37 protein-coding genes, 1 tRNA gene and 3 pseudogenes are annotated in these 26618 nt (G+C 60.3%); 22 read left to right on the plus strand and 19 right to left on the minus strand.

Annotation, left to right across the window (positions count from 1 at the left end):
• Positions 1–6: 6 nt before the first annotated feature.
• The 3 genes from ACG873_RS30160 (at position 7) to ACG873_RS30170 (ending at position 3003) form a co-directional block, all read left to right on the plus strand.
• Positions 7–1341: a sulfatase-like hydrolase/transferase gene (locus tag ACG873_RS30160; RefSeq protein WP_394889527.1), complete on the plus strand. Its 1335-nt coding sequence runs from the start codon at positions 7–9 to the stop codon at positions 1339–1341.
• Between the two features lie 209 nt (positions 1342–1550).
• Positions 1551–2408 carry a LacI family DNA-binding transcriptional regulator gene (locus ACG873_RS30165; RefSeq protein ID WP_394889528.1) on the plus strand — a complete coding sequence of 286 codons (858 nt, stop codon included), beginning with the start codon at positions 1551–1553 and terminating at the stop codon, positions 2406–2408.
• Positions 2409–2790: 382 nt separating this feature from the next.
• Positions 2791–3003, plus strand: coding sequence for a hypothetical protein (locus ACG873_RS30170; RefSeq protein ID WP_394889530.1), 213 nt, complete (start codon positions 2791–2793; stop codon positions 3001–3003).
• Here ACG873_RS30170 and ACG873_RS30175 read toward each other — a convergent pair.
• The 3 genes and pseudogenes from ACG873_RS30175 to ACG873_RS30185 all read right to left on the minus strand — a co-directional run bounded on the left by ACG873_RS30175 (position 2963) and on the right by ACG873_RS30185 (position 5706).
• A protein-coding gene (locus ACG873_RS30175) for an IS3 family transposase (RefSeq protein WP_394889531.1) occupies positions 2963–4314 on the minus strand; the annotation gives its coding sequence in 2 pieces (ribosomal slippage) (positions 2963–3978 and positions 3978–4314; 1353 coding nt in all). The genes ACG873_RS30170 and ACG873_RS30175 overlap by 41 nt on opposite strands.
• 220 nt (positions 4315–4534) lie before the next feature.
• A pseudogene (locus tag ACG873_RS30180) lies at positions 4535–5159 on the minus strand (IS110 family transposase); the annotation flags it as partial.
• 118 nt (positions 5160–5277) lie between these two features.
• Positions 5278–5706: a YybH family protein gene (locus ACG873_RS30185; protein ID WP_394889532.1), complete on the minus strand. Its 429-nt coding sequence runs from the start codon at positions 5704–5706 to the stop codon at positions 5278–5280.
• Between the two features lie 295 nt (positions 5707–6001).
• Here ACG873_RS30185 and ACG873_RS30190 point away from each other — a divergent pair.
• A pseudogene (locus tag ACG873_RS30190) lies at positions 6002–6260 on the plus strand (integrase core domain-containing protein); the annotation flags it as partial.
• Between the two features lie 158 nt (positions 6261–6418).
• Here ACG873_RS30190 and ACG873_RS30195 read toward each other — a convergent pair.
• Positions 6419–7330 (minus strand): annotated as a pseudogene (locus ACG873_RS30195) (tyrosine-type recombinase/integrase).
• 423 nt (positions 7331–7753) lie between these two features.
• Complete coding sequence (locus ACG873_RS30200) at positions 7754–8953, minus strand: tyrosine-type recombinase/integrase (RefSeq protein WP_394889534.1); 1200 nt, start codon at positions 8951–8953, stop codon at positions 7754–7756.
• A gap of 62 nt (positions 8954–9015) precedes the next feature.
• On the opposite strand from ACG873_RS30200, the gene ACG873_RS30205 reads away from it, so the two are divergent.
• The 15 genes from ACG873_RS30205 (at position 9016) to ACG873_RS30275 (ending at position 17649) form a co-directional block, all read left to right on the plus strand.
• The gene (locus ACG873_RS30205; RefSeq protein ID WP_394889536.1) at positions 9016–9531 is read left to right on the plus strand and encodes a hypothetical protein; all 516 of its coding nucleotides are present in this window, start codon (positions 9016–9018) and stop codon (positions 9529–9531) included.
• A 69-nt stretch (positions 9532–9600) separates the two neighbouring features.
• On the plus strand, positions 9601–9801 hold the full coding sequence (locus ACG873_RS30210) for a DNA-binding protein (protein ID WP_394889538.1): 201 nt from the start codon (positions 9601–9603) through the stop codon (positions 9799–9801).
• Entirely contained in the window at positions 9798–9983 is a 186-nt protein-coding gene (locus tag ACG873_RS30215) for a hypothetical protein (protein ID WP_394889540.1), read from the plus strand. The genes ACG873_RS30210 and ACG873_RS30215 overlap by 4 nt, the downstream gene beginning before the upstream one ends.
• Positions 9984–10178: 195 nt before the next feature.
• Entirely contained in the window at positions 10179–10661 is a 483-nt protein-coding gene (locus ACG873_RS30220; protein WP_394889541.1) for a hypothetical protein, read from the plus strand.
• A gap of 679 nt (positions 10662–11340) precedes the next feature.
• A complete protein-coding gene (locus ACG873_RS30225) occupies positions 11341–11745 on the plus strand; it encodes a hypothetical protein (protein ID WP_394889543.1) in 405 nt (134 codons plus the stop codon).
• A gap of 60 nt (positions 11746–11805) precedes the next feature.
• Entirely contained in the window at positions 11806–12045 is a 240-nt protein-coding gene (locus tag ACG873_RS30230; protein WP_394889545.1) for a hypothetical protein, read from the plus strand.
• Complete coding sequence (locus ACG873_RS30235; protein WP_394889546.1) at positions 12042–12647, plus strand: hypothetical protein; 606 nt, start codon at positions 12042–12044, stop codon at positions 12645–12647. The genes ACG873_RS30230 and ACG873_RS30235 overlap by 4 nt, the downstream gene beginning before the upstream one ends.
• Positions 12648–12836: 189 nt before the next feature.
• Positions 12837–13241: a P27 family phage terminase small subunit gene (locus ACG873_RS30240; RefSeq protein WP_394889548.1), complete on the plus strand. Its 405-nt coding sequence runs from the start codon at positions 12837–12839 to the stop codon at positions 13239–13241.
• Between the two features lie 267 nt (positions 13242–13508).
• Positions 13509–13751, plus strand: a complete 243-nt coding sequence (locus ACG873_RS30245; protein WP_394889549.1) for a hypothetical protein — start codon at positions 13509–13511, stop codon at positions 13749–13751.
• A gap of 1 nt (position 13752) precedes the next feature.
• Positions 13753–14064 (plus strand): hypothetical protein, encoded by a 312-nt coding sequence (locus ACG873_RS30250; protein WP_394889550.1) that lies wholly within the window; start codon positions 13753–13755, stop codon positions 14062–14064.
• Entirely contained in the window at positions 14061–15083 is a 1023-nt protein-coding gene (locus ACG873_RS30255) for an Ig domain-containing protein (protein ID WP_394889552.1), read from the plus strand. The genes ACG873_RS30250 and ACG873_RS30255 overlap by 4 nt, the downstream gene beginning before the upstream one ends.
• A 13-nt stretch (positions 15084–15096) precedes the next feature.
• Positions 15097–16692 (plus strand): hypothetical protein, encoded by a 1596-nt coding sequence (locus tag ACG873_RS30260; RefSeq protein WP_394889554.1) that lies wholly within the window; start codon positions 15097–15099, stop codon positions 16690–16692.
• Between the two features lie 7 nt (positions 16693–16699).
• Positions 16700–16852 (plus strand): hypothetical protein, encoded by a 153-nt coding sequence (locus ACG873_RS30265; RefSeq protein WP_394889556.1) that lies wholly within the window; start codon positions 16700–16702, stop codon positions 16850–16852.
• Positions 16849–17259, plus strand: a complete 411-nt coding sequence (locus ACG873_RS30270) for an HK97 family phage prohead protease (protein WP_394889557.1) — start codon at positions 16849–16851, stop codon at positions 17257–17259. The genes ACG873_RS30265 and ACG873_RS30270 overlap by 4 nt, the downstream gene beginning before the upstream one ends.
• Before the next feature lie 75 nt (positions 17260–17334).
• Complete coding sequence (locus ACG873_RS30275) at positions 17335–17649, plus strand: DUF1294 domain-containing protein (RefSeq protein ID WP_394889558.1); 315 nt, start codon at positions 17335–17337, stop codon at positions 17647–17649.
• Positions 17650–18142: 493 nt separating this feature from the next.
• Here ACG873_RS30275 and ACG873_RS30280 read toward each other — a convergent pair whose 3' ends face one another.
• Positions 18143–18409, minus strand: a complete 267-nt coding sequence (locus ACG873_RS30280; RefSeq protein ID WP_394889560.1) for a hypothetical protein — start codon at positions 18407–18409, stop codon at positions 18143–18145.
• 117 nt (positions 18410–18526) lie between these two features.
• Here ACG873_RS30280 and ACG873_RS30285 point away from each other — a divergent pair, with 117 nt between their 5' ends.
• Positions 18527–18802, plus strand: a complete 276-nt coding sequence (locus ACG873_RS30285; protein WP_394889561.1) for a DUF982 domain-containing protein — start codon at positions 18527–18529, stop codon at positions 18800–18802.
• A gap of 531 nt (positions 18803–19333) precedes the next feature.
• Here the strand turns inward: ACG873_RS30285 and ACG873_RS30290 are convergent.
• Entirely contained in the window at positions 19334–19891 is a 558-nt protein-coding gene (locus tag ACG873_RS30290) for a hypothetical protein (RefSeq protein ID WP_394889562.1), read from the minus strand.
• 326 nt (positions 19892–20217) lie between these two features.
• Here ACG873_RS30290 and ACG873_RS30295 point away from each other — a divergent pair, with 326 nt between their 5' ends.
• Positions 20218–20529 (plus strand): hypothetical protein, encoded by a 312-nt coding sequence (locus ACG873_RS30295; RefSeq protein WP_394889563.1) that lies wholly within the window; start codon positions 20218–20220, stop codon positions 20527–20529.
• Between the two features lie 140 nt (positions 20530–20669).
• On the opposite strand, the gene ACG873_RS30300 is transcribed toward ACG873_RS30295, so the two are convergent.
• The 4 genes from ACG873_RS30300 to ACG873_RS30315 all read right to left on the minus strand — a co-directional run bounded on the left by ACG873_RS30300 (position 20670) and on the right by ACG873_RS30315 (position 22201).
• Complete coding sequence (locus tag ACG873_RS30300) at positions 20670–20996, minus strand: hypothetical protein (protein ID WP_394889564.1); 327 nt, start codon at positions 20994–20996, stop codon at positions 20670–20672.
• A gap of 69 nt (positions 20997–21065) precedes the next feature.
• Positions 21066–21365, minus strand: coding sequence for a hypothetical protein (locus ACG873_RS30305; RefSeq protein ID WP_394889565.1), 300 nt, complete (start codon positions 21363–21365; stop codon positions 21066–21068).
• 306 nt (positions 21366–21671) lie between these two features.
• On the minus strand, positions 21672–21899 hold the full coding sequence (locus tag ACG873_RS30310; RefSeq protein WP_394889567.1) for a hypothetical protein: 228 nt from the start codon (positions 21897–21899) through the stop codon (positions 21672–21674).
• Between the two features lie 68 nt (positions 21900–21967).
• Entirely contained in the window at positions 21968–22201 is a 234-nt protein-coding gene (locus ACG873_RS30315; RefSeq protein ID WP_394889569.1) for a helix-turn-helix domain-containing protein, read from the minus strand.
• Between the two features lie 627 nt (positions 22202–22828).
• Between ACG873_RS30315 and ACG873_RS30320 the strand changes: the two genes are divergently transcribed.
• Positions 22829–23161, plus strand: coding sequence for a hypothetical protein (locus ACG873_RS30320; RefSeq protein ID WP_394889571.1), 333 nt, complete (start codon positions 22829–22831; stop codon positions 23159–23161).
• A gap of 59 nt (positions 23162–23220) precedes the next feature.
• Here ACG873_RS30320 and ACG873_RS30325 read toward each other — a convergent pair whose 3' ends face one another.
• The 8 genes from ACG873_RS30325 to ACG873_RS30360 form a co-directional block, all read right to left on the minus strand.
• Positions 23221–23457 (minus strand): hypothetical protein, encoded by a 237-nt coding sequence (locus ACG873_RS30325; RefSeq protein ID WP_394889573.1) that lies wholly within the window; start codon positions 23455–23457, stop codon positions 23221–23223.
• Positions 23458–23983: 526 nt separating this feature from the next.
• Positions 23984–24385 (minus strand): type II toxin-antitoxin system HicB family antitoxin, encoded by a 402-nt coding sequence (locus tag ACG873_RS30330; RefSeq protein ID WP_394889574.1) that lies wholly within the window; start codon positions 24383–24385, stop codon positions 23984–23986.
• A 4-nt stretch (positions 24386–24389) separates the two neighbouring features.
• The gene (locus ACG873_RS30335; protein ID WP_394889576.1) at positions 24390–24743 is read right to left on the minus strand and encodes a type II toxin-antitoxin system HicA family toxin; all 354 of its coding nucleotides are present in this window, start codon (positions 24741–24743) and stop codon (positions 24390–24392) included.
• A gap of 37 nt (positions 24744–24780) precedes the next feature.
• Positions 24781–24857 (minus strand) — tRNA-Phe (locus ACG873_RS30340).
• A gap of 159 nt (positions 24858–25016) precedes the next feature.
• Complete coding sequence (gene yacG / locus ACG873_RS30345; protein WP_394889578.1) at positions 25017–25220, minus strand: DNA gyrase inhibitor YacG; 204 nt, start codon at positions 25218–25220, stop codon at positions 25017–25019.
• Positions 25217–25846 carry a Maf-like protein gene (locus ACG873_RS30350; protein WP_394889580.1) on the minus strand — a complete coding sequence of 210 codons (630 nt, stop codon included), beginning with the start codon at positions 25844–25846 and terminating at the stop codon, positions 25217–25219. The genes yacG and ACG873_RS30350 overlap by 4 nt, the downstream gene beginning before the upstream one ends.
• Positions 25847–25873: 27 nt before the next feature.
• Positions 25874–26092 (minus strand): translation initiation factor IF-1, encoded by a 219-nt coding sequence (gene infA / locus ACG873_RS30355; RefSeq protein WP_019172992.1) that lies wholly within the window; start codon positions 26090–26092, stop codon positions 25874–25876.
• A gap of 87 nt (positions 26093–26179) precedes the next feature.
• Positions 26180–26599: a low molecular weight phosphatase family protein gene (locus tag ACG873_RS30360; protein WP_394889582.1), complete on the minus strand. Its 420-nt coding sequence runs from the start codon at positions 26597–26599 to the stop codon at positions 26180–26182.
• Positions 26600–26618 lie beyond the last annotated feature (19 nt).

The raw sequence follows: 26618 nt of genomic DNA on the forward strand, positions 1-26618 counted from the left end.
CCTTCCATGACATCCCGCCGACCAAACGTCGTCGTCTTCTTCACCGACCAGCAGCGCTGGGACACAGTCGGCGCCCACGGAAATACGCTGGAGCTTACGCCGAATTTCGACCGCCTGGCCGAGACGGGCACCTTCGTGGCGAATTCCTTCACCTGCCAGCCTGTCTGCGGGCCAGCCCGCTCGGTCTTCCAGACGGGACGGTATCCAACCACGACCGGCTGCTACCGAAACGACATTCCGCTGCCGAAGGGCGAACGCACGCTTGCGCACCATTTCGCGGCAGCCGGCTATGACACCGCCTATATCGGCAAGTGGCATCTGGGATCCGCTGAACCGGTGACGCAGGAGGAGCGTGGCGGCTACCGCTACTGGCTGGCGTCCAACATATTGGAGTTCACGTCGGGCCCCTACGACACGGTCGTCCACGACAATGATGGCAATCCGGTGAAGCTGCCCGGATATCGGGTCGACGCGCTGGCCGATGCGGCGATCCGCTATGTCGCCTCTCCGAAAGAGGATCCGTTCTTCCTGTTTCTGTCCTTCCTCGAACCGCATCACCAGAACCAGACGGACAACTATCCGGCGCCGATCGGCTATGAGGATAGGATCCGCCGAAAGCTTGCCGTCCCCGGCGATCTCGCCGCGCTCGGTGGAACGACCGCGGAGCATTTCCCCGGCTATCTCGGCATGGTCGCCCGTCTTGACGAGGCGTTCGGTCGGCTCGTCGAGGCGCTCTACAGCCTAGATCTGCTGGAGGACACGATTATCCTTTTCACCTCCGACCATGGCTGCCACTTCAAGACACGCAACAATGAATACAAGCGCTCCTGCCACGAGGCCTCGATCCGCGTCCCGACGCTCCTCCACGGCCCGGGCTTCGAGCGCGTCGGCGCTTTTGAGGGGCTTGTCAGCCTAGTCGACCTCGCGCCGTCCCTTCTCGACGCCGCCGGCTTGGACGTGCCCGAGACGATGCAGGGCCGATCGCTCCTCAGGACGCTCAGGGGAGAAGAAGCGCCGCGCGAGGAGATATTTATCCAGATCAGCGAGCACCATGTCGGCCGCGCCTTGCGCACCAGGCGGTGGAAGTACGAGATCGAGGCGCCGGGAAAGGATGGCTGGCGCGATTCGGGCAGCGACTCTTACGCCGAGGCACGGCTCTACGATCTCGAGGAGGATCCGAACGAGCTGAAAAACCTCATTGCCTCGCCCGGTCACGCCAAGACCCGTGCATGGCTCCGGAGCCGCATTGCCGCCCACATGGAAGAGGCAGGCGAGGCAAGGCCCGAGATCCTTCCCGTCGAGCACGAAAATTGGCATGGAGATCTTCTGAGCGAGGGCTGAAGACGCCCGCTCCGGACTCCGGGACACAGGAATGGATGAGAGCAACTTCGATCGAAAAAGGGCGCCGACCATGGCCGACGTCGCCCGCCGCGCCAAGGTTTCGACGGCGGCCGTTTCCTATTTCCTGAGCGGCGACAGTACGCGGCTGAGATCTCGTCGGCAAGGAGGCGCGGCAGCGGATTCTGGAGGCCGTCGCGGAGCTCAGCTATGTGCAGAACCGGACAGCCCGGCAGCTCCGCCGGCGACAGGCCGAGCGGATCTGCCTGTTGTTGCCGCGGCTCGGCGTTCCCTTCAGCGACCGTATTGCCCAGGATGTCCAGTCCGCGGCTGCGCTGAACGGCTTTTCGACGATCATCGCCGCGGGCGACACCATGGAGCGCATGGACAGGATCGTGCGCGAGATCGAAAGCGGGCTCGCCGACGGCGTGATCGCCGATTGGCAACATTTCTCGGAGGCCGAAGTCGCGCTCTTGGCCGGGCGTCTGGCGGCGGCCGGACGACCGGCCGTAATCTTCCATCCGTCGGTCGAGCCGACGAGTTTTTCCGTCGTCCGCCAGCACACGGCCGAGGCTGTCGCCATCGCGCTCGAATATCTTTACGAAGCCGGTCATCGCCGCATCGCCTACATGCTGCACGAGAAAGCGGCGGAAGGAAGCCGCGTCGCCGCCTACCACCGGTTTCTCGAAGCACGCAATCTTCCGCTTCGAGCGGAGCTCCTGGTCGGCGGCGCCGATGCGCGCAAGGCTGCCTTTGCCAACGCCAACGCGCTCGTCGCCCGCAAAGAGCCACCGACCGCGCTCTTTGCCGAATCGGATCTGGCGGCAGTGACGGCCCTCCACGCATTCGAGGAAGCCGGGCTCTCGGTCCCCGGCGATATCGCCGTCATCGGCTGCGGCAACATCGAGGAGGGCGAGTTCAGCCATCCGGCGCTGACGACGATCGGTCCCGAAACCACCCACTATGAGCATCTTGCCGATCATCTGATTGCGCAGATCACCGGTGCGGAAGGCGCAGGGCCGATGCTCTTCAATGTTCCCTGGAGGCTAGTCCGTCGCGCCTCCGCGTGATCCGATCAAGGCCGCACGAAGCCGGACCGATCTGGCTCCGCATGGATTTCGACTGTAGCGACGACTGTTTAAAGCTTATGGCGGGAACACTCGCCGCCGAGTCTGCTTCGGGCTATGGCTGATGCAGATTCTCAGGTCGGCAGGCGCACGGCAAGATCAGCCGTTTTTCCCGCGCCGTCTTGAGAACTCCTTCGGGCCGAAAGTGTTACCTATGTCTCCGGTATAAACCGTAACCTATGTGTCCGGAACTCCTCCGCGAAGGACGCTTGGTTGCCTATAACCGCGGTCAGAATCCAGTACAGTAGCGCGGCCCACGCTGCCTGCGCCCCGCACCCTTTGGTGCTCTTGCAATTCGCAAAAGCACTCATGTGGGAACAAACCGATGTCCAACATGATGGCAGCGCACGTGCATTTGCCGTCGACGCGCCGGCCCAGCTTCGGCACCGGTGTGCTCGGCAGCGAAATGATCGAGTTCAAGCATGTCCGTGGTCAGGGTTTTTGGGACAATTGGCGCGGTGAGCTAACGGAGGCTCTGGCCCATCAGGGTTGGCATTTTAGGCGGCTGCCTCTCGATGAAGCAAGCGGCGCTGTCTGATGGTTTCGCGTTTGATCCTTTCTCTTTCCAGCATGATGATGTCGCCGCGCCCGAGATAGACGTCGGCGGGTGTGAGATTGCCAAGGCTCTCGTGGTAGCGGCGGTGGTTGTAATGATCGATGAACGCCGCGATCTGCCGCTCGAGATCACCCGGCAGGAAGTAGTTTTCCAGCAGGATGCGGTTCTTCAGGGTCTGGTGCCATCGCTCGATCTTGCCTTGAGTTTGAGGGTGGCAAGGCGCTCCGCGCGTATGCTCCATGCCCTTGTCGGATAGCCATGTGGCTAGGTCGGACGATACGTAGGACGGGCCGTTGTCGGACAACAGCCGCGGCCGCTGCATCACCTTGGCGCTGTCGCAGCCGGAAGCCCGCAGCGCCATGGTCAGCGTGTCGGTGACGTCCCCGGCCTTCATCGTGGTGCAGAGCTTCCAGGCGATGATGTGGCGGGAGAAGTCGTCGAGCACCGTCGACAGGTATAACCATCCCCAACCGATGACCTTGAGATAGGTAAAATCGGTTTGCCAAAGCTGGTTCGGCGCTGTCGTCTTGTCATGGAACTCGTCGGCGGCCTTGATGACGATGAAGGCCGGGCTGGTGATGAGGTCATGGACCTTGAGCAGCCGATAGACCGAGGATTCGGAGACGAAGTAGCCCTTGGTGTCGGTGAAGGTGACCGCCAGCTCCCGAGGCGACAGCTCCGGCTCGTTCAGCGCCAGATCGATGAGCTGATCGCGCACCTCATCGGGGATGCGGTTCCAGACCCGGTTCGGCCGAGGCCTGCGATCTTCAAGGGCATCGACGCCACCGGCAAGGAAGCGGTCATACCAGCGATTGAAGGTCGAGCGGGGAATGCCGAGCTTCTGCAGCGTGCGACGCGCCGACAGATGTGACTGCTCGACGAGCCGGATAATCTCCAGCTTCTCAGATGCGGGATATCTCATTCGTCGCCGTCCCCATCCGCGATCATGCTTTTTTTGAGAATCCGAAGCTCCAGGGCCTGCTCGGCGACGACCTCTTTGAGGTCGCGGGCGTCCTTGCGCAGCACCTTCACCTCGTCGCTGGTGGCGGCGCGTGCCGTGTCGCCGGCCAGCCGCTTCTTGCCGGCTTCGAGGAACTCCTTCGACCAACTGTAATACAGGCTCTCGGCGATCCCTTCGCGTCGGCACAGCGCGGCGATCGACTCCTCGCCACGCAGGCCTTCCAGCACGATGCGAATCTTCTCCTCCGCCCCATATTGCTTGCGGGTCACTCGGCGGATGTCTTTGATGACCTGTTCCGCTGGCGCTTTCCCGGTTCCGGATTTCTGTCTCATCTTCGCTCCTTTGAAAGGCTACGATGAACCAGAAATCCTCCGCTATCAGTTAAGCCGATTTGGTCCCATCAGTGCTGACGCCGGACACATTCGATGGGGTTGTCCCTGTTCCCGGCCTGACCGGTCTCGCCATCACATCGCGTCGCTCTCACAACCTCATGGAGCCGTTTGATTGGCTCGAATTGTTTTCTGCACTTAAGAACTCCTCTTCTTGGCGACCTTACCCCGCCAGGTTTGGGGCATGGCGAGCTTGATAGGTCTCGCCTCGTACCATGACCGCCCCAGACAACCCGGGCCATCTTGTTCGCCATGGCCACGCTCGCCACTCGCATGGGTTTGCGGGCAAGCAACGCGACAAGCCAAGGATCGGCTGTCTCCGGTTTGTATCTCGCCCGACGGATTAACGATGTCGTGCCGACCACCAATAGCTTTCTTAGATACCGGTCGCCCATCTTAGTGATGCGGCCGAGCCGATCCTTGCCGCCGCTCGAGTTTTGTGAAGGTGTCAGCCCGAGCCAGGCAGCAAACTCTCGACTCGAGCGGAACTGTCCCGGATCGGCAACGGATGCGGCCAATGCTGTGGCGCCTACCGGACTGATGCCGGGGATCGTCGACAAGCGTCGTGCCACGTCGTCACTTCGTTGCAGGGTGCTGATCGCACGGTCGATCGCTTGGAGACGGGCATGGGTGTCGAGCACCTGTCCGCACAAGAGGCCGAGGACCTGCGTTGCCTTGGCCGGGACTTCCGGCACCGCTTCCCCGGCGGTGATCTGGCGCGCCAGCCCGAGCGCCCGCTCCAATCCTTCGGGAATCTTGATGCCGAACTCTGCCAACAGGCCGCGCAAGTCCGCCAACGGTCGCAAGGCTGACTGTCAGCAACGCGCCGCCAAATCGACCGTTCACCTACGAACCCTTGCCGCGTGAAAGCCGACATCCCTGTTGAGCACGTTAGGCGTTCCGGAACTACGGCAAGAGATCCGTCACAGCGCGCCCACTTCCGTCCATTGCCATAGGGAAGCTGGCATGTTCGTGGATGATTTTCCAAGAACCGGCGATGCGCCTTAGCACGATGGTTCGCCGGCTCCAGGAGTCGACCTTTGTGCCATCGGTCTTAATGCCAGTCATGCGCGACAGCCCAAAGGCCACTGCAAGATCGCCGTCGATTATGAGCTGCGGATCAGCCATGTGAACGGTGACGCCGTTGTGCCAAGTTGCAAACCAAGCATTTAACCCTTCGATGTCGCGTGCTTGTTCGCCTCGATAGGCAAGCGGCGGCGGCAGATCGAAAACCACGACATCCGGGTCCATGGCATCGACGTTGGCGCGGGCGTCCCCCTTGGCAGTTGCGTCTTCCTGGCCCCGGATGACAGACAAGACTTCCTTTTCAGACATATCGTTGCTCCTTCATTTTCTGGAACGACGAGGCCGGGGCGATCAATCCGACATCGACACCATTCGTAACAAATATGGCCGGTCCTAGCTGCTGTTGCATCGTGGTATCAAGAGTGATGAGCCCCTCATCTGCCGGACATCGCATCATCGGGGGCTCTAGCGGCCCACCACGAGTGCCAATACGACTAAGAGCCCGACCAGCAAGATGGCTGGTCGAACGAGATCAACCGCGTTGGGTTGGGGCATGGCGGGTGGCGTCTGGATCGGCTCGTCGCCGAACGCAGCCGGATGGCCGCTACGTGACGAGCTCTTGAACGAGACGCTGTTCACCTCGCTGGCCCAGGCGGGCGTGGCGATCACCTGTGGCGCGCCGACTACAACACCGCCCGACCGCACTCCCAGATCGCCTGGCAGAAACCGGACGAGTTCGCCAGCACCTTCACCCGCGACGGTAGCTCGCGCTGCGCTACGCCAACGGCTCCGCGCTAGCGCCCGTCGCTTCACCCGCCCAGCAGGGCAAAACCAACGCCGGAAACGAACTCAGAACTGGATAGAAACTGGGGCGGCGTCAGGGGAAGTCGAGGATGCCCATCGCCTTGCCGCGTAACGTGGCATGAACCTCACCGCGCTTGTCGCCGAGCATGAGAATGATTTCTCCCACCGCGCTATCTACCTACATCACGTCCCGGGACTGTCTCCAAGAACTGGGCGACTACGGCAACTTGGAGGACAGCGAGCCGACTGTGGACGCGCGTACGACTAACGGCCCGCCTTTTAGTACGTCTAGCAAGTCTCCCCACTCCTGCATCAACGTCACCCGCTGCTCAAAATAGGTGGCGCGGTTGTAAGTTCGCCGGATGGCGTTCTTGTCCTGATGCGCCAGCACCGCCTCAATCACGTCTGGATCGTAGTTGCGGGCGTTGAGGATGGTGCTGGCGGTCACCCGGAAGCCATGGGCGGTCACTTCGTCCTTGCCGTAGCCCATACGGCGCAGCGCGGCATTCATGGCGTTCTCGGAAAGCGGACGCTTGGTCGAACGGATCGACGGAAAGACCAGGCCGCCTCCCTCGGAAAGCGGCTAGATATCTCCTAAGACCCGGAGCGCCTGCTTGGATAGCGGCACATCGTGCGGAGCACGCATCTTCATGCGCTCGGCTGGAATGTGCCAGACGGTCTTCTTCAGGTCGAACTCGTCGCGGGTAGCTCCCCGTATCTCACCAGGACGGACACAGGTAAGGGCGAGGAACTGGAGGGCGGCTTTGAGGGTCGGCCAGCCGTCGTAGTCATCGATCGCTTGGAGGAGCTGACCGAATTTTCTTTCATCGGTGATAGCAGCACGGCCATTGGCTTTCGGCGGCTGGAGAGCGCCCTGGAGGGCCAGGGTCGGGTCGGTCTCGGCCCGGAGGGTGACAATCGCCAGCCGGAAGACGCTGCCGATCACGCCGCGCAAGCGCCGCGCCGTCTCTCTTCGGCCGCTCTTTTCGATCTTCTGGAGGAGTTGGAGAATTTCCGCCGGGGTGATCTCTTTGATGGGGCGCTTGGCGAGCGGGCTGGCCAAATCTTCGAGGAGCCACTTGGTTTTGGTAACGGTGGCCGCCGCAGCCTTCCGTTCCACCATCCGCATGACATATTCCTCGGCGATCAGGCCGAAGGTAGTGCGCGCCTTCCGTGATGGCCGCGATCTTCTCCTCCTTGCGTTTTGTGGAGGGGTTGAAACCGGGCAATAAGCAGCCTCTTGTCTTTAGGCTTGGCGTTCTTGCAGGTGAAGTCGGAGAGCGACATGGGTAACGGACCTCCTGGGTAATGGGTAATACCCGGATCGCCACCCACAAATTGGTGCGTTGCAACGGTACGCAGTGGCTCACTATGAGCAACCAGAGCCGGCTAACTCATTGATTTTTCTTGATCTGTGAGACGCTATGAGAAGCTCTGGGAAAGGGTCATGGTGCCCAGAGGCGGATTCGAACCACCGACACGCGGATTTTCAGTCCGCTGGCAAGCGTTGAAATCATTGACGAAATAGGCGCTATGTCGCGTCTATGTCGCGTCAAGCCAGCAACGCCATCTCCGCCGCTGCCAATTCCGCCGCATCGTCGCCGCGCGGGAACAGATGCCCGTAAACGTCCATGGTCATCATGATCGACGAATGGCCGAGGCGTTCCTGCACGACCTTCGGGGGGAGCCCGAGGCCGCCGTCCTGAGTACGATTGATGCACCACGATGCATAGAAGTGCCGCAGGGCATGCATCCCGGTATATCTAGCCTTCACGACCGGCTTGCCCTCTTCGTCCTTTTGGCCGGTGTCGAACGACACGCCGGCCGCGACTTGTGCGGGCATCAGCCCGCGATTGATGATGTTAGCCAGCGACTCGACATTGCCGTTGCCGTTCGAGAATACGAGCCCGAGCTCGCCCTTGGGGCAAGTCAGTTTCCATTCCCGCAGCGTGTTGATGACGAGGGGAGGGGCCGGCACAGTGCGCTCGCCTGCTTCCGATTTAGGCCGGCCGAGCTCATTGAACCTATCGGCCCGCTGGTGAACCCTAATCTCGCGCTTGTCGAAATCAACGTCGCTCCAGCGCAGCCCGCGCAGCTCCGATGCCCGAAGCCCCGTGAATACGGCGGTAAGCAGCAACGGCCTCCAGCGCCCCTCCAGAGCCGCTACAATGGCCTTCACTTCCTCGCGGGTCGGTAGATCAACGCCGACTTTGATCTTGCCCTTCTGGCGGCGCTCCTGGCGGCGTTCCTTGCCCGCCCTTCGCTTGCCGCGCATGTCCCTGACGATGTTGCGAGCCGTCAGGCCGCGCTCTTGCGCATCAGCCAACATGGAGCCGAGGCTGACGAGGATCTTCCTTATCATGGCCGGCGACCGGCCTTCGGCGCGAAGCCTATCCTCGAAGGCGCGGACGGCAGGAATATTGAGGGCCGAAAGTTTCGTCGCGCCGATGAAGGGCGCAATGTGCAAGTCAAGGTGCTGGCGATACTGATTGGTCGTGGACCGCTCCAGCCCGTTGTTCTCGGCTCCAGCAATCCATAAGTCCCCGGCCTTCTTTACGGTCGTGCTGTCGCTGTCGGCGACGTGCGTTCCCTCAGTAATCTGGACCGTGGCGACGGCCTCGAAAGCATCGGCATCCTTCTTGCGCGGAAATGTCTTAAGGCGGCGAACGCCCTTGCCATCAACATAATCGACGATCCAGGCGGTTTTCTCATCACCCTTGCTGGTCTTCCAGGTGCGCTTGCGAACCGACATGTGACCATTCCCTCCGAACCTCGTGCAAACTGCTGTAAGCACCTTGACGTGGAGCGCAACCCATGTCAAGAACGCAATACGTACTTGGTTGGAGCGACCGAATCGCGATGGACGAATTCTCGCTGGCGGACTTGACCGAACTGACAAAATCGAAACGCCGCTCGGTTCAGCTTTGGGCCGAGGCCGGCGTTATTCAGGCCGAGCACTCTACCGATCGGGCTGGAACTGGAACTCATAGGCGATTCTCGCGTGACGAGGCGACCCTCGCCTGTCTTATTGCCGGTCTCACGCGTCATTTTCATCTGCCCATCGGGGTGCTTCTCCAAGTCTCGGACAGCATTCGTAGAACGGCAGCTCTGAGAATGATGTTCGACATCGCAGTGAAAAAGAGGCGACCGTGCTATCTGGTGGTGCAACCTGCAAACATCGAAGATGACCAGCGTTTTCGAGTCTCCACAGTTTCGGGCGTTGACGAAGAAAACGCCGCCCAGGCACTGGCGAAAACATTGATAGGCGCAGGCTCGGCAGTCGCGGTGCTTCGAATCAACGGTCACCTCGCCGCTCTCTCGGAGACATAAACGACGCCCTCTTTTTTTGGCAACGTAAGTACGTAACACGCACTTGATTGGGAAAATATGGAGAATGGAATGATGAAAGATGACCAGAAACAACAGCCCGCGATGGCGCTCATCTGGGGCGCTGAAGCAATCGCCCTCGAACTCGGGACCAACCGCCGCCGAGCTTTTCATCTGCTGGAAACGGGTGAAATTCCGGCAAAGAAGGTTGGTGGTCGTTGGGTGGTAGAGCGCAGCGTTCTCGCCGCTTTCTTTCAAGGCGAGGCCGCGTGATGCAGACGGACCTCCAGCCTGACGAAGCCGTCCGAATGGCCGGCGAATGGCTCGCCAACGAGCCAAGCCACGAGGGCCGCGCGATCGTGCCAGAATTAAAAACCCGGTTCGGTATCACGTCGCTCCAGGCGATCGATGCGATCAGGGCGGCGCAGGCTTTGCGCAGAGCGAGGGCCATATGAGCGGCCCGCCCGAAAAGCGAAAGCCGCACCTGGCAGGGCGCGGCTCGCGTGAAATATCGAAAAGCTTCGCTGCGTTCGATGACTGTGACGATAGCGAAAAGCTTCGCCTTCGGCAAGCCAATCATATTCGCGCCAGCCGTCTCCCATTGGCGCTGGTGATCGCCTCACACGCCTACGGGATAGGGGGCGAGCGCCATGCGTGAGTTCTCCAAGGTCTCTCCAAAGCTTTGGCGCTCGGCACGTTTCCGAGGGCTTCAGACGGACGATGGCAGGCTGTTCTATCTCTACCTGTTGTCATGCGAGCATCAGACCTCCGCCGGCTGTTTCCGGCTTCCTGACGCCTATGCAGCCGCCGACTTAGGATGGCCCGTTGATCGGCTGCCGGCGGCACGGAACGACGCGATCGACGGTGGCCTGATCGTCCACGACGATGCGACCGACGAAATTCATGTGCTGCGATGGTTCCGGCACAACCCGCCAACCAACGGCAAGCACCTGAAGGGCGTCCAGCGCCTGATTTCCGAACTCGACAGCGACAAGGTGAGGGAGGCGGCGGAACTCGACCTGACCGACCAGCAGTCGAACGTGAACCCGCTCGATACGCCGTTCGAACCCATAAGCCACAACGGTTCTAGACTAACCAACTCGGCCTATATGGCGGGAAGGGCGCGACTATGAACGAAAGCCCTATGGAAGCCCTTTCGAAGCACTCAGATGCACAGAGACAGAGACCGAGACTACAGACGGAGACGGAGACAAGACGGAGAGCAGACCAAAACCAAAAAGAAGACTTAGACTTTAGAGCGTCAATCTCAAAAGTTTCCGCAACCGAACCGTCGCAGGGGCTTTTGAGGAAGGAAGAAGCGGAACTGTCGCGCTCATCCTCCCAGCGTCTCAGCCCTCAGCAGCGATGGAACAGGGCTCATCCTTACGCCATCAGAGCGCACGAGATCGTCCGCATTGCAAAGCGCAGGGGCGAGATAGAGCCGCAGGGCTGTGAGGTATGCGGGGCCGAGGCCGAGGGCCATCATGACAGCTACGATGCGCCGCTCGATCTGCGGTGGCTATGCCGGCAGCATCATCAGCGCCTCCATGCTCGCGGCGACATCCCCGACATGTTCCCGGCACCGGGGGCGGTCCAGCCTCTACCCTCGCCAACAGCTCGACCGGCTGCACAGCGCGGCGCTATCGCTAACACAGTATTTCCCCTCCCTCGCGCGCAAGGGAGGGGGGGCCATCATGATCCCTACACCCTTCAGCGCCGCGACCGCTCCGATAGCGTTTTCTTAGTTTCCGCAAAATCCGAGAAAGTGGGCCACATGGGCAGACCGCGCGACGCAGTGGGGGCTAAAGTGCCATGAACGCCGCTCCGATCGTTCCGGGCGGCGATGTCGCCGAACTGATAGCCAACGCTCGCCTTGGAGATGCGACAGCCTTCGACGCCATTATCCTCGATCTGCTCGCCAAAGCGTCGCCCCGCATCGCAACCACCTATCGAGACGCCATGATCCGCAACGTCGCGGCCTGGCTGAAAACGGCAATGCCGGCGAGCAAGGACTCGGCGATAGCGACGGTCCTGGCCGAAGCCGGCAGGAGCCTCCAGTCGGGCCGGGGGATCAGCAACCGCTTTCCCTTCCACCTCTTGAGCAGTGACGAACGGTGGCGTCTGCGCACCGACGTTCAAAGTATTCTTGCGTTCTCGCCAAGATGGCCGAAGCAGCGTCAGATGTTTTCTGTTCTTTTTCCAGATCGTGCAATTTAACCCCGTAGAAATTGCACGACAAAAGGCTCCATGTTGTTCTTCAGATAGAGGAATCTTGACATGGAGAGCGACATGGAAATATCGGAAGAAGGTTGCCGTGACGGGAAAATCGTTGTGGGCGGCAAGATCATAAACGCGAATCTGGCCCGCCTTTTACGCAAGCGGGATGATTTCGAGCGTCGGTTTAGCACGCACGAACAGCGCCTGGCGAAATCCCGCACATCCATGATGAAGTCATCCGCTGGCGGCGAGACGCGTGCGCCCGCCAATGGCAAGCGCAAAAGCCCGGTGAAGAAATGAGCAAGACGTCCGCCACCACCGTCGTTCCATCGCTTGCCGAAGTCAGCGACGATTACGCCCGCCTCATTGCCAAGAAGCAGGAGCTGCAATCCACGCACACCGATTTGCAGGTGGAGCGCCGAGCGATTGAAAAACGCATGCAGGCTCAGGTCGGCACGGTCCAGCCAAACGCCGAAGTCGCAAGGCTGCTCGGCGATGAAACGGCCGGCATTCCGTACGGCGAAGACCGCAAGCGCCTCCAGCAGATATTGACCATGGTGCGGGATATCGAGCAGGCGCTCGTCACCCTCGAAGGTCGTATTGCGATTGAACGCGGGAAGGCTTCCAAGCTCGTATGTCAGAAGGTCGAGCGAACCTACGCCGATCATGTGGGTGCCATCTGCACCGCGCTGATCACCGCCAACCAGAAGCACCGTGATCTCGTTCAGATGGTGGACGCGCTGGAGCGGGAGGACGTGGCGTGGACGGGTTTCTTCTACCCAATGCAGCCTGTCCTCCTGGGCGGCGCAACGGACAGCCAAAGCCGACTTGCATTCTACCTCAGAGAGGCGTGCCAGAACGGGTTCTTGGCTGGCGATGCAATCCCGAAGGAGTTTCGATGAGTTCGCCAGGGCCGGTCATCCTCGGTGAGCACGAGTGGCGGCTTGGTACTCCAACGGGTCGCCACTCTCCCTGTTCATCGGGAGGGGGTATGCAATTCTCTACAACCATTCGCTTCGCGACCGCTCCCATCCGTTTTCTTTCAGTTTCATGTCCCCCGTTGGACCCGCGCGCGCGAGGGAGGCTGAATAATGGGCGCTAGAGGGCCTCGATCGGCTGCATCCCTGACGGTTGTGCCTGCGGTTCCGACGCCGACGGCAGAGCGTGAGACTGCACCTGCTCCAGAGCATCTGACGGCAGCGACGCGGGCATGGTGGGAGCATGTCGTTTCCGAATACGATCTGGAGCAGCATCACCTTCGCCTGCTCCAGGCTGCGGCGGAATCATGGGATCGCCTTCAGCAGGCACGGGCAGCCCTGGCGACACATGGGCTCACCTTCAACGATTCCAAGGGCGATCCGAAAACCCGTCCCGAGGTCGCCATTGAGAGAGACAGCCGCATCGCCTTCGCAAGATTGATCCGAGAACTTGATCTGGACACCGAAGCGCCTGCCGGCTCAGGCCGCCCGCCCGCCCTGCGATCGAACCGGAGGTGAGTGGATGCCGGTGAAAAGACGAGTTCCGAAGCGGCGTGCCTCTGTAGAGGCGGAAATTGCCGCTTGGGCGGAGACATTCGAGACGGGTTTTGATTTCTTCGGCGATCTGGAGCCGTTCGGATTTCCCGCCGGGTCGGACAGCATTCGTTCGATCTGGAAGGCCGCGCCAGAGGCTTGGCAGCGGCTCGGCGCAGTCTTCCTTGCCTCATGGCAGCCAACTGCCGCTCGCTCGACGCCGTGGGCTCAGGAACAGTTCGGAGAGCCACAATGCCCTTGAAACGCCGCGCCCTGAAAGCCCGCCGCCGGATCACGCCGGAAGCGGTCGCAGCCTATCGGGCGGCCGACTGGCAGGCGCTCTACTTCGCGCTGGACATGAGACCGTGGGAAATTTCGCCGCTCGATGTTCACGACGGGAGATCGCCTTACCCGGCAGGCTCTGGCGGCGCGGAATCTTGGCCGACGGCTCAGAAGCTAAGGATCGAGCTCGAAGCCGCAAACAGGGATCGGTGAAATGGCAGGGCTCGCGCTCATATCATTTTGGCGCTGGCCTGGTGGCCGGCCGCGTAATCGAAAAGGTCACAACATGCCGATTCCCACGCACGGATTCTTCCCACGCATCGAAGCGGTTACGGTCCCCGGCTTCGGGCGCTTTGATCTGACGAAATGGGAAGGCTTGCGGGCGTGGATTGAGGTCTGCGCTGCTAGCACTGGGTTTGCGATCGGCGACGAATATTCATGCTCGACAAATGACGGCGATGGCTGCCGCTGGTGGCTGGAACGAAGAGAGAAAGACAACAGATGTTACCAGGATTTTGCCAAATGATGTTTATTCAATCGGGTCGCTTCGGCGGCGCTCTCGCCATCTCGGGCACACCGGTTCTCACCGCGACTGAGGGCACGGCTTATGCCGGCTTCACGGTCTCAGCCACGGGCGGCACTGCGCCCTACACCTTCAGCGTTGCTAGCGGCGCGCTGCCTGCCGGCATCACGCTGAACTCGTCAACCGGCGTCGTGTCCGGCACGCCAACGGTAACAGGCAGCTTCGCCGGTATCGTCATCCGCGTCACCGACAATGCGAGCGCGACGGCCGATCTTGCGTCGTTCACGCTGGAGGTGGAAGCGGCCGGCATCCTCGACGGTCTTTCCCCAACCGGCGCATGGTCGATGTCTCGCGATCTACTCACGGCCTTTGCTGGCGGCTCACGCTACACCGATGTTTCCGGTGCAGTGTCGTCGTGGAACGACCAATCCGGCAGTTCCCGGCACATGGCCCAGGCCACGGCCGGCAATCGCCCGCTGGTCGCCACAGCGGGGCCGAACAGCAGAGCGTGCGCCGACTTCGACGGGACCGACGATATCCTGGTCAGTTCCATTGCCATATCTAATTTCATATCAGCCAGCGCCGGCTACTTGGTTGTGTCTTTCCTCGCCGACACGATCACGGCAAACAGCGGGGATGCCTGGAGCAATCACGCGATAATCGAGGACTTCGGCCAGTTCCTCGGACTTCAACTGCGCAACACCGGCAGCCCGGACACGATCTCAGCATACAACTGGGACGGTAACGCCGACGTTGCCACTCGCGTCGAAATCAATGCTGGAACCGCCTATGTGGCCGAATGGCGGCATGAAGGCGGAAACCTTTATGTGCGTGTGAACGGAGGCACGGAATCATCGGTTGCGTCAGGCAACACTTCAAGTCTTACCGGCCAGCTCCGCTTCGGCGGTGCTAGCGCATGGCTCGACGGCAAGATTTTCGAGGTCGCGACATTCTCGACGGTTCCCTCATCGGGAGACCGGGACGCGATCGTCGCCGACTTCAAGACGCATATCGGGATTTGAGGGGCGACGGGCTATGGGTTACAAGATCAGCACTGGCGCATTCAAATATCCGTTTTCGTTCAGGGTGGATGGACCTGGCGGCGGTGGTGGTTCATCCACGTCGCCATCTGCGCAGCAGAACTTCCCGACTTCCACCTATGGGCAAACCGTTCCCGTCCTCTATGGTAAGGCCAGGATTTCCGGCGCTTACGTGTGGGCACCCGCCGTCATCGTAAAGAGCAGTTCAAGCACGTCCTTCAGCTTCGCATCCGGATTCACGACGGAAACAGATGTCGATGTAATCCTGAACTGCCGCATTCGCTTTGGCGCTCCGCTTGTGCCTGATTCGGAATGGTCGCTGCGCCGGCTGTGGGCTGATGGACGGCTGATCCTCGACGCATCGACAGGCTACAGGTGGGGCGGCCTGAAATACCGCTTCTATGACGGGCAGTCCACGCAAGGCCGCGACCCGACGATGGTTGACGAAGAAGGCGAGGAAAACGTCTCCGCGCATCGCGGCTACATCGATATTGTCATCCGCGATTATAACATGGGCGAGGCCAACCAGCCGCCTGTCTTCGAGGCAGAAGTTGTTCAAGGCACGACCACATCCTACGACACGGATGTGTTCACCACGTTCTTTGCGGACACTATCAACACGGTTCCGGCTCTGCATTGGGATGGTGGCGTGTTCTATGGCGTGTCCAACACGCCTGGATTGCTGCGGAAATTCTCGATTGGCGATCTGCGGGAGATTTACGCGGTTCCCTTGAGCGGGCTGCCCTTGGCGACGATCCTGGAGACTGATTTCCGATACATCCCGGAAATCGACCGTATTCTCGCGTTCTCGACCAACTTTTCCACCAGCCAAGCCGTTTTGATCGACCCGGCCACAGGTGCAGTCACTGCCACAGGCTTGGATGCGATCAGCCCCTATGCGGTCAACACGAGTTGCCATGTCAGGATCGGCAACACCTCTCTGCTGATCGGATCGGTCTTCATCACGGAGGAACTGTTTGTCTTCCGCATTGGAGACGACAGCGTTTCCCTCAGCTTCACCTCGGGTGCTGGATGGAATGGCTATGCGGCCATCGAAAGCATCGCGGCGGGAACCGCCCGCAGCGCCGACGCTGATCTTTGGATTTGCGCCGACGACAAGCTCGTAAAGGCCAAGGTGACGGCCGGCGGTGCTATTATTGGCGCTACCGAACACGCCACGCTCCCTAACAACGGCGTCTATGCGGTATTCTATGACGATGACGTTGTGGTGTGGACCTCCAATTTGCAGGTGCGCCGGATCGACGGTGCAACAGGCGGTGCGACTGTCTGGACCCAAACAGTTCCCTATCAGATCACGACGACAGGCTCGTTCAATCGCCTGATTGCTGCGCCAGATGTCAACCGCTTCGATGATGAACTGCTGTACGAGGACTCTGACAACTATTACTTCACCAGCCTGAAGACCGGCGAGACCAGAACGGTATTCAAGGGGTCATCGCTGGCGCTGTTCCGCTTTGCCTATGACGGCGAGTCGGATTGGCAGATCACGACCGACACGTTCACGGTTCCAGATCGAACGACCTTCGGGGCTGGGGGGACGGAACGCAGCGCAACCTTTCGGACTTCTTGAAGACCTGATGGTTCACGGCGGCGGCTTTGATGCGAGCGAGGTGCAGGTTATCGGTGTTGATGACGTGATCGACGGTGCAGTCATCGACGTAACGTCAGGTGTTCGTGAGATCGCCCGCTCGATCTGCGACCCCTATTCGATAGCCATATTCGAGCGATGATGGTCGCCGGCTATGGCACGGCCTTTGGCGTGTGCTGCAACGAAACCTATATTGTCGGGCCTGGGGCGTTCGCCACGCTGCTCAGAAGCGGCTGGTGGCCCAAGATGCTGCTGATGCATGAGGGCGAGGAAATCGGCTCCTGGCTCAAGATCCACGATGACGGCAACGGCCTGCATATGGTCGGCGTCATCGACCTCACGAACGAACGCGGGCGGCTGGCCTGTCAGATGGTCGAGGATGGCGAGGCAACCGGCTTTTCGCTCGGCGGGAACATGGCGGCCATGCAGAAGCCAATCGGGGGCGGCGTCTGTCATATCCGGGAAGTGTTGGACGTGGTTGAGGTGTCAATCGTCACCGTTCCCGGCAACCCCGGCGCGCTGATCCATGAGTACGCCTTAACCGGCTAGAGCCAGCCAACCATAAGGAAAATGGGAAGTATTCCATGCTATCGTCGCTGCCGATCCTGTGGGCTGGGGGACGATATGGCTCCGGAAATGCTGCTGTTTGCTGCCTACGTTCTTGTCATCAACATGGCTGGCTTCCTAGCGTTCGCATGGGACAAGCACTGCGCCCGCAATGGAATGTGGCGAGTGCCTGAGCGAGCCCTTTTGTCGATAGCTGCTGTCGGGGGAACCATTGGCGCTTTAGTCGGCCAGCGAGCCTTGCGTCACAAGACGAGCAAAGAGCCCTTCCGAACGTATTTGTTTTTGATTGCCGGACTTCAGGCTTTCTGGTTGTTTTTCTTCTGTTTCCCGAATGTCCTTGAGGGGGCTCGCAGTTTTGTCTTCCGCGACTGACGGGAGACAGGTCTAAAGAACGCGGGCTAACTCGGCCAACGCAGCGATCATCGCGACGGCCAACTGTGTGGCCATGAACGACATGAAGAATGTCTGGACCAGCGATAGTGCGAGATCGAGCTGAAACATGCTGTTACAGAACAGCAAATCCGACCGCGAGCCCCAAAAGCGAGGCGGCAAGGATGATCTCTGTGACATTGATCGACATTGATTCCTCCTCCCCCAGCGCACTGCAGAATGGAGAGGAGGCGTTGTCCTGTCCAATCACCTTGGATGGCTCGCTAAAATCCTGCGTGTGTCGGTGAAAAGGGGCACGAAAAAGGCCGGCGCACCGCGGAGTGGGGTGGGGACGCACGCCGGCCTTCCGCCCATATGGGGATACGGGCAGGGTTGATTATACGTCAGTGCAACCCTGATTCATGCTTGGCCAATCGAATAGGGTCACTCCTTCGGAGGTGCATGCACTTGCAGTCCGTTTCATACGCTGGCGAGCTTAACCCGCCAGCGCAAGCCCAACGGCAATGCCGAGACCGATAGCAAGGCCGGTGGCGAGATTGCCGAGCAACTGAATACCGACAGCGGCAAAGCGCTCGCGCCAATCAATGCGCGGGGGTAGGTGAGTTTCTTGTGTCTGGACATGGCTATCTCCGATGATTAATCGCCGCATTAGGACAATATTCCTGACGCTCCGACATGCAGCAAGATCGGCGGCGCATTCCTTCGCGCACGTCTGCGAAGAGAGGCTGCTCGCCCACATCATTGATGCCTCCTAGCCTATTGACTGAGGGCACTGCACCGAATTGCCAACTCGCGCGCGGTCGGCAGTCAGGTACGCTGCCCTATCGCCCGTTCTCAGGCCGGCCATTTGGAGGTCCCGATGGACAACAAGCTATTTGCCCAGCCCGTACCGATCTTGGTCGGGCTCGGATATCCGCACGATATCGGAAGCCTGTGGGAAGCGTTTAAGGTCTTGAACGAATGGCCGGCGTTCGGTCGCGGTCCGGCTCACGTGGCGGCGCTCGATGCCTGCCGAGACGCCATAGCAGACGAATGCGACGCCGAAACGGCGCGTGCCAAAGTCGAGGCATTCGCTCGCTCTCGCGGCATTCTGGCCGAACGACGCGCTGGCCCAAACCGCGCAAAGCGCCGGTGACGAGGGTAGAATATGTCTTTCCCAACCAGCCGGTGGTTTGCCGGCGGCAAGCATACCAGGCGATTTTTTATGGCGGATGAGGCAGAAAATAAGCGTGGGCTTGAAGCGGTCATCCGGCGCTTGGTCAGAGAGACCGGGATCACCATAGATCAGGCCCGTTTCCTTGTCTCTATCTTGGGAAATGACTGGCCGTCACTAGTGAGAGAGGCTCACCTCATCAAGAGCTCATTCTGACGCTCGTGCTTGGCAGGGTCAGCGTAAGGCGGCAGCAGCACGCAAGGCATTCCGGGAGGCCGCAGAGGAAGCAGGCATCTTGATTGGCGATGTCGCCCGCGTCCCAATACCCAGAACCGTTTAAGCGCAAGCGGTAGCTACAACGCTCCCCAAACGTTCGATGCTAGCCAAGCCACCAGGCCGACTGCACAGGCGGTCGTCATCCAATTCAGCAAACGGCGGGTCCGCTTGCGGCGGCGTGTTTCATCACCAGTCCAGTCGTATGGGGATCGGTACATTCGTTGCTGTCCGCAATTCCTACGCCGCCACGAGCGCGTCCAGATATGTCGTCTTCGTGCCTGGGATGAACTTGTCCAGCGAGACGGTCTGGAACGTGTCGTACTCGCGGTTATAGGCTCGCAGATACACCTTCGCCTGCGCTGCCATGTCGTTGACGTTGATTTCGCCTTCCAGAATCGCGAGGCAGAGACTGGAAACCACATCGTCCCTTATGAAGCGCGGGAGGCCGCTGGGCAGAGCAGCTATGGCGCGGCGGTAAACCTCGTCCGGGGAAGTCCGGACCTGCATAATCGATATTTTCCTGCAGTAGTAGGCTCTATTGTAAGTCTTTACTGCAGCCGAATGTGCAGCTCGATATCGTCGGTTCTCCGCCGCTTTTGCCTCCCTGCCCTTTTCGGTAGCTCTGCGTTTTCGGTTGTACTCGCGCACTTTCTCGGCATTTCTTTCTTTCCACGCTCGCTTAGCGGCGTTGATCCTATCCTTGTTCCTGGCCCCGTGCCGTTGCAGATATCTCTGCTGTTCCTCACGATGCCGCGCCTTGAGTTCCTCGGTACGCTCTCGCTTCTCAGCAGGCATGGGTTCTCCCCCCACTGATGGGTTGGTGCCTGCTCAGTACATCCGGCGGGGCTAGGCTCCGCCTGCTTGGTTAACAGGTAGTTAACGCAAGCCTCATTCCCCCCTCAACGAAACTGGTCTGCCTCGGCGGAAAGGACACTAGCCATGCTTGGAAAAGGCCGCGCGGAAGCCATCACGGATTCCGACATCGCAAACCTGGCGGACGGTCTGCATGCCATCCCGCCGATCTGGAAGCCATTGCCGAAGTCGAGAGCGATGGCTTCGGCTGGTTCGATGATGGGCGCGCGCCGCATGACAGCCGCTTCTGACATGCTGCGGGCAGGAAAGTGGAACGGCTATCAGCCCGGCTCTCTGGCGGCTCCCAAACCCGTCGCGCCGGCTCCAGCACCAAACCCGCCCGCCAAGCCCTTCAAAGCGTGGCCGAACTCTCCGAACAGACACGGGAGTTCCTAAGCGACCTGAGCAGGGAAGACATTGCCACGCTAAAAACCGGCCTGCCTCTGATCCGCATGATTGTGAGTTTCGGCAAGGTCACGAAATGGCTGGCGATAACGACGCTCGGCCTGGTCGTCGGCTTCGCTCTGTTGTGGGAATCGCTCGTGAAGATTGTCGCATGGTTTCGGCCACCGCCGGTATAACTGCGCCGCGCGCGCATACGGCCGAGACGGTCAGTAGTCCTATTGCTGCCCGTGTCGGCCGCTGCGGATGGATGCCGGTCCGCCGCAGGCGGAGTAAACATAAATCGACAAGCCCGCGCCTCACCCGGCGCGGGCTTTTTTTAGCAGCCCTTGTTCCGCTGAGCGGAGCTGATGGCTATCACTTCGCCTTTGTGCTGCGCGACAGCTCCTTCTTTGTCGCCGCCAGTAAGACTGCTCATCGGGACGCCTATCAGGAAGACGCCAACGGCGTCGCCGGTCTGCGCCTGTCGCTGTTGTGCGGATACCGCATTTAGCGCGTTGGTGGATTTCTGGTGCTCGGCGGCCAACTGGTTACAGCTCAGACCCGAATAGGCGTTCACCGGCATCGACATCGGCGTGATGGCGTCCGGCCCCTTCGCGCATGCCGTCAACAGCAAAGCGGTCGCGAGTGTTGCAATCTTTTTCATGATGGTTCCCCCAATCCCCGCGCCAACATAGCCGCATTTTCAATGGGAACGCTAGGCCGCTGGCGGGCGTCAGTTCGCCTTGGATTTGTCGGACGGTGTGAGCGCGTCCTCAATAAGGCTGGTCAATTGGTCGCGCAGCGACTGCGCAAAGCCGAGGTCCATACGGAGGCGGGCACAAACCCAAGCCTCGGGCTGATTCCCGGCATCAACGACGGTCTGGGCCAGAGAAATGTAAACCAATCCGTTGAACTGGCGCGCCTCCAGGAAAACACTGGGAACAACGGGGGCAACGTCCTTCTCAACAATTTGCCAGTCGCTATCACCAACCCGCAACGTCTTTCCGCTTCTAATCGTTACTTCTTCGACCATCAGGCGTTCCTCACAGGGTTGTTGACGGAGACGAATCTTCGGAGATTCCAGTCATAGACCACGCCGGCCGGAACGGTGAATCCTTTGCGCTGCTTATCCCGTGTGGACAAACCAGACGGGCGGTCGATGCTTCCTGCTGGCGCTTCGCCTTCCTGATCCTGGGCAAGTCGTGCTTGTGCGTCTTTTCCTCGGCGCACGCGATGTGGGCCGGGCCGCAATTGGTGTTCGTGTCAGGGCCTAGCAGGGCGAGGGCGCGCTTATGCTCGATAATCCAGCGGTCGTTGTGCCGGAGATGCGCAGCGGCGACTAACCAGAAGCCGCGCCGCCATGTCGGCGGTAGCGCTCATCCTGCTTTTCATCCCTAGCAACGTCATGACGATACATTTGGATCAGCGTCTCGGCTACGTGACCGAATCCGATTAACGCCCAGCCTGTCAGCCAAAAAACGGCGGCGTAAATCTCATGCAGGACAGATTTAGCAGCAAGGAATATCAAGGCTGCGAGAACCAGGTGCAGTGCGCCGACTATTCGCATTTTGTGTTCCCCCGCTGCATCGAAGCAGAAGAGTAGGACAAAGTCGAATCGTTAGCAGCGTCCGATCATCACCTGCCCTTCCTAAGCCTCACGCCTGGGCCTTCGCCGTTCTCTGCAACGAATATCACGCCCGCAGATTCAAGAGCGGTCTGAATTGCCCGGAGTGTCGAAGCCTTCGGATCGGTCCCGCCACTTTCGATGTTGTTTAGTCCGGTGGTCGAAATGCCCGCACGCCTGGCGAGATCGGCCTGGGTCAGTCCGATCATGGCGCGCGCACCTCGAATTTGTTCTGGTGTAATCATGGGCAAGATATACAGCGCAGTGGAATTTTTATCAACTGCGCTTGACCTGCTTACAAGTTATGGTTAACACAACTCTGCTTGAGATTTTATCAACTGGAGTGACCCACATGCCGAAAACACGCGTTTCGGCGGCCGGCGAAGCTATGCCTGCCGTCAACATCAACCGCCGCATCGCCATGCTGGGCGCTGGCGCAACCGCTGCGGCTCTGACCGTCACAAGCCTGCCGGCCGAACCGGCAACGGCCGACGCCGAACTGATCCGGCTCGGCCAGGAGCTAGAGCGCGAACTGGCTTTACTGCCGGAACTCGCAGGGGCCTCTCACAAGCTTTATGTGGAGCGTCCAGGCACCGGCCCGTTGTCGGATGATGAGCATGCGCGGTGGATGGCGGCAGGAGAGGCAAACGGCCATCACGCCGCATATGACGCGTGGGGCGATTGCGAGGACCGTATCAGGGCGCTTGTGGAGCAGATCGAACCGATGGCCGCCACAACCCTCGCCGGCCTTATCGCCAAGGCCAACGCGGTCTTGTTTGAGGCCGTCATGTGGGAGGATCACATGGGCGAGAGTGCCGAAGCCCGCGCCTTCAAGACCTTCATTGCCGAGATGAAGCGCGTGGGGCGATTTCATGAACGCCGTTCACGTTCTCAAGCCCGCAGGCATGCCGCAGGGCATCAACCCGCAGGAATGGCGGCAGGCCATCGAACGGCGGCTGAACGAGCTTCTGGACCAGTCCTTTGCCCTGATAACGGCCCTGGACATGATGGAGGTCGATCCAGACTTCGAACCGTATCTAGCTGACACCTCGGGAGACGACCGGGAGGACGAGAACGAACACCACGACGGCAACCCGGACGACGAGGACAGCAGCGACGCGGAACCGGACAATGACCACGAGGTCTGCCAGTGGGCGCTAAACCCGCCGGTGTCGCAGGACAGCCCCGCCTTTCACGGGAATTGAGGAAGTCGCCAAGTTGGCAACACCTGCCCGCCACGGTTCGCCCTGGCGGGCTTTTTTCTCTAGGGCGCGCTGTCGGCCCCCGGTCGTTCATCGAAAATAACCACATAGCCTAAGGCGATGGCGGTTTTCGATATTGCAATCGCTAGCTCCTCGTCAGGGGTCACAAAGTCTCCCGACAGCATCCGCAATTTCCCGATGGCCTTGGAGGTAGACAGCAGCGACCCCTCGTAGGCAATATTCACACAGGCATTCACGGCCGAAAGCAGATCGGCTGGATCGAACTTGCCGTTGTCCATGACGGCTCCCATAGGTCGAGCCCCTTCCATGGTCTCAACCCTTGCCTGCCGACTGGGTTCCATCGGGGGAGCCGGCGCACCGGTTTTTGTACGGAACCAAACAATTGTTCCATATGTTAGGGGGCAACCCGTTTTCCACAGGACGGGTGATCGAGTCCGGAAGGAGGGTCCCTTGCCGCTCCTGCCGGGCTCGATTTGTTATGCAGGTCATGAGAACAGGTGGCAAGCGCTTGGGCGTAAAGCCCGCCACGGTCGCCCTGGCGGGCCTTTTTATGGCCGTGGCAGCAAAGTCACACCACTCGAATATGCAGTGCTTCAACCGCCGCGCGCTTATTATCCAGCTAACCAAGGCATATCGTCGTGGACGGGCAGAGGGGCAAAGACACTGACCGCGCGCGCCAGCCATCCATAGAGGGGATAGATGGGCGGGCTTTTCCTCCCGAACTAGCGCCCGCCAGGGTTCGCCCCGGCGGGGCTTTTTTTGCGACCGGATTAAACGAAGGGGCTCCAGCGCGTCGTGATTGGGCTACGCGTCCTCAAGCTCCATGACCCTCTTGGCTGCGTTGGCGAGGAAGCCGGATCGAGTATATCCGTGTGCTGCCGCATATGAGTCAATCTGGTCAAGAACATCCTCGGGCAGAGTGACATTCACGCGAACCGCCTTTTTGGCCTCAGTTTTTACGGAGACCAAAATGGCTACGCCGTCGCGGTTTTCAGCAGAAGCCATAACCGCCTCAAGGGTGGAAGGTTCGGGTATAGCTTCGCCGTCCTCGACAAGACCCTCAATATGAAATGCGAGTGCCTCTTCGGCCATGGCACGGGCATCGTCGAGGGACGTTCCAGCGGTGACCACCCCCGGAAAATCAGGGAATGAAACGCCAAAATCGCTTTCAGCGTCCTTATGGATCAGTCCGATATACTGGCGCATGTTTCTACCTCAACTTCAGGCCGGATTGCCGTTCGATACTTCGAAGCGTGCCGGCCGGTATGTCACGCTTCGGATGAGGGACGGTGACACGTCCGGGTTTTTGGGGATGCTTAAATTGAGCATGACTACCCTTGCGAGCCACTTCGCGCCAACCGTCCGCTTCAAGGTGAGCAATTACGTCGGCGCTTCTCATTCGTGTGTCATACACACACAGTGTGTATTGCGTCAACGGAAATTGCCGCGATTGGTTGCAAGAATCTTTATCCCGGTATGTTGCACGCATGTCGCACGGACTTGCCGTTAGTGGCAGGAAACCCTTGGAAATCAACGGTAGCTGGTTGCAACATGAACGCGACATGGACGAGGGGAAATCAGGGCTAAGTGCTTGAAAATGCTGGTGCCCAGAGGCGGATCTCGAACCACCGACACGCGGATTTTCAGTCCGCTGCTCTACCAACTGAGCTATCTGGGCCTGTTTCGATGGCCAGCTTCGCAGGCGTTCGAAACTCGCGAGGTTTGGGGTGAAACCTGCGAAAGCGCGTGGGTTATAGCACGGGATTTTTCGCTGTCCAGCGCCAGCGGAGCCTTTTGAGGAAGAAACCGAACTTCGTGCGCAGCCAGCCTCGCGGCGCTATTTCGACTCGCCCTCGTCGCAGTCTTCCTCGTCATCGCGAACCGGAATGGCGTAGCTGCCCGACAGCCAGCGATTGAGATCGACATGCTTGCAGCGCGTCGAGCAGAATGGATAGGTCTCGCGCGACGAGAGCCTGCCGCATTCGGGGCAGGGGCGTTTCGGCCGCAGCGGCGCGACGTTGCCGGTTCCTTCGCCGCTCATGCGCGCGTACCCGACAGCCAGTTGAAATGCACCTTGAAGCCTTCGGCTGTCAGCAGCCCGACGGTTTCATAGAGCGGCAGGCCGACCACGTTGGTGTAGGATCCGACAAGCTTGACCACGAAGGTGCCGGCGAGCCCCTGAACGGCATAACCGCCGGCCTTGCCCCGCCACTCACCCGAGGCAAGGTAGCTTTCCAGCTCCTCGCGGCCGATCCGCTTGAAACGGACGCGGGTTTCCACCAGCCGCTGACGCAGCTTCCCTTCCGGCGAAATCAGGCAGACGCCCGAATAGACCCGGTGCGAACGGCCCGAAAGCAGCTGCAGGCAGTTTGACGCCTCATCGACGAGTTCCGCCTTGGGCAGGATGCGCCGCCCGACGGCGACGACCGTGTCCGCCGCCAGCACGTAGGCGCCGGCGAAGTCAGGCTCCGCTTTCAGCGATTCATGGGCCTTCTCGGCCTTCGCCTTCGACAGCCGCTTCGCCAGCGAGCGCGGATGCTCGGCGCGCAGCGGCGTCTCGTCGACCTCGGCCGGAAGCGCCCGGTCCGGCTCTATGCCGGCCTGCTGCAGAAGCTCGATCCGGCGCGGCGAACCCGAGGCGAGCACAAGCTTCTGGAAAACGCTCATCGTGTCAGGTCGCGGCCGGCGGCCGTCCTATTTGAAGCGGTAGGTGATGCGGCCCTTGGTCAGGTCGTATGGCGTCATCTCCACCAGGACCTTGTCGCCCGTCAGCACGCGGATGCGGTTCTTGCGCATGCGGCCAGCGGTATGGGCAATGATTTCGTGCTCGTTTTCAAGCTTCACCCGGAACATGGCGTTCGGGAGCAATTCCGTGACAGTACCCGGAAACTCGAGGACTTCTTCCTTCGGCATTCTATACCTTTGGTTTGGATGGAATTTCCGGCGCCGGGCCGGAATTTGCGCGGAACCTATATGATTATCCGCCCTTTGTGAACACGCTTAATCGTCGGCGTCACCGGACCCTAGACCGATGAAGCGCCGGGCGATCCTGGTCTTCAGCCGCTCGCGGACGTCGCGGTAGGCCGCCATGATCTGTTCGCGCGTGCCTACGGCCGTCGTCGGGTCGGGAGTCGGCCAATACTCCACCTCGACCGCCATCGACCGGGTCAGTTCGAGCGCGGCATGGTGCGCCTCCGGGGCCAGCGTCACGATCAGGTCGAAATAGCCGTCATCGAGATCGTCGATCGCCTTCGGAAGCCGGTCTTGCAGCGAGAGGTCGTCCTCGGCCAACACCACATCCACGAACGGATCGCGCTCGCCTGTCCGCACGCCGGCCGAAGCGACGAAGATCGTCGGCGGCAGCGCCTGCCGCGCCAGCGCTTCGGCCATGGGCGAGCGCACGGCATTCATTCCGCACATGAACAGGATCGAGCGCGAG

This window comes from Allomesorhizobium aridi (genome assembly GCF_043769475.1).
Lineage (GTDB): Bacteria > Pseudomonadota > Alphaproteobacteria > Rhizobiales > Rhizobiaceae > Allomesorhizobium.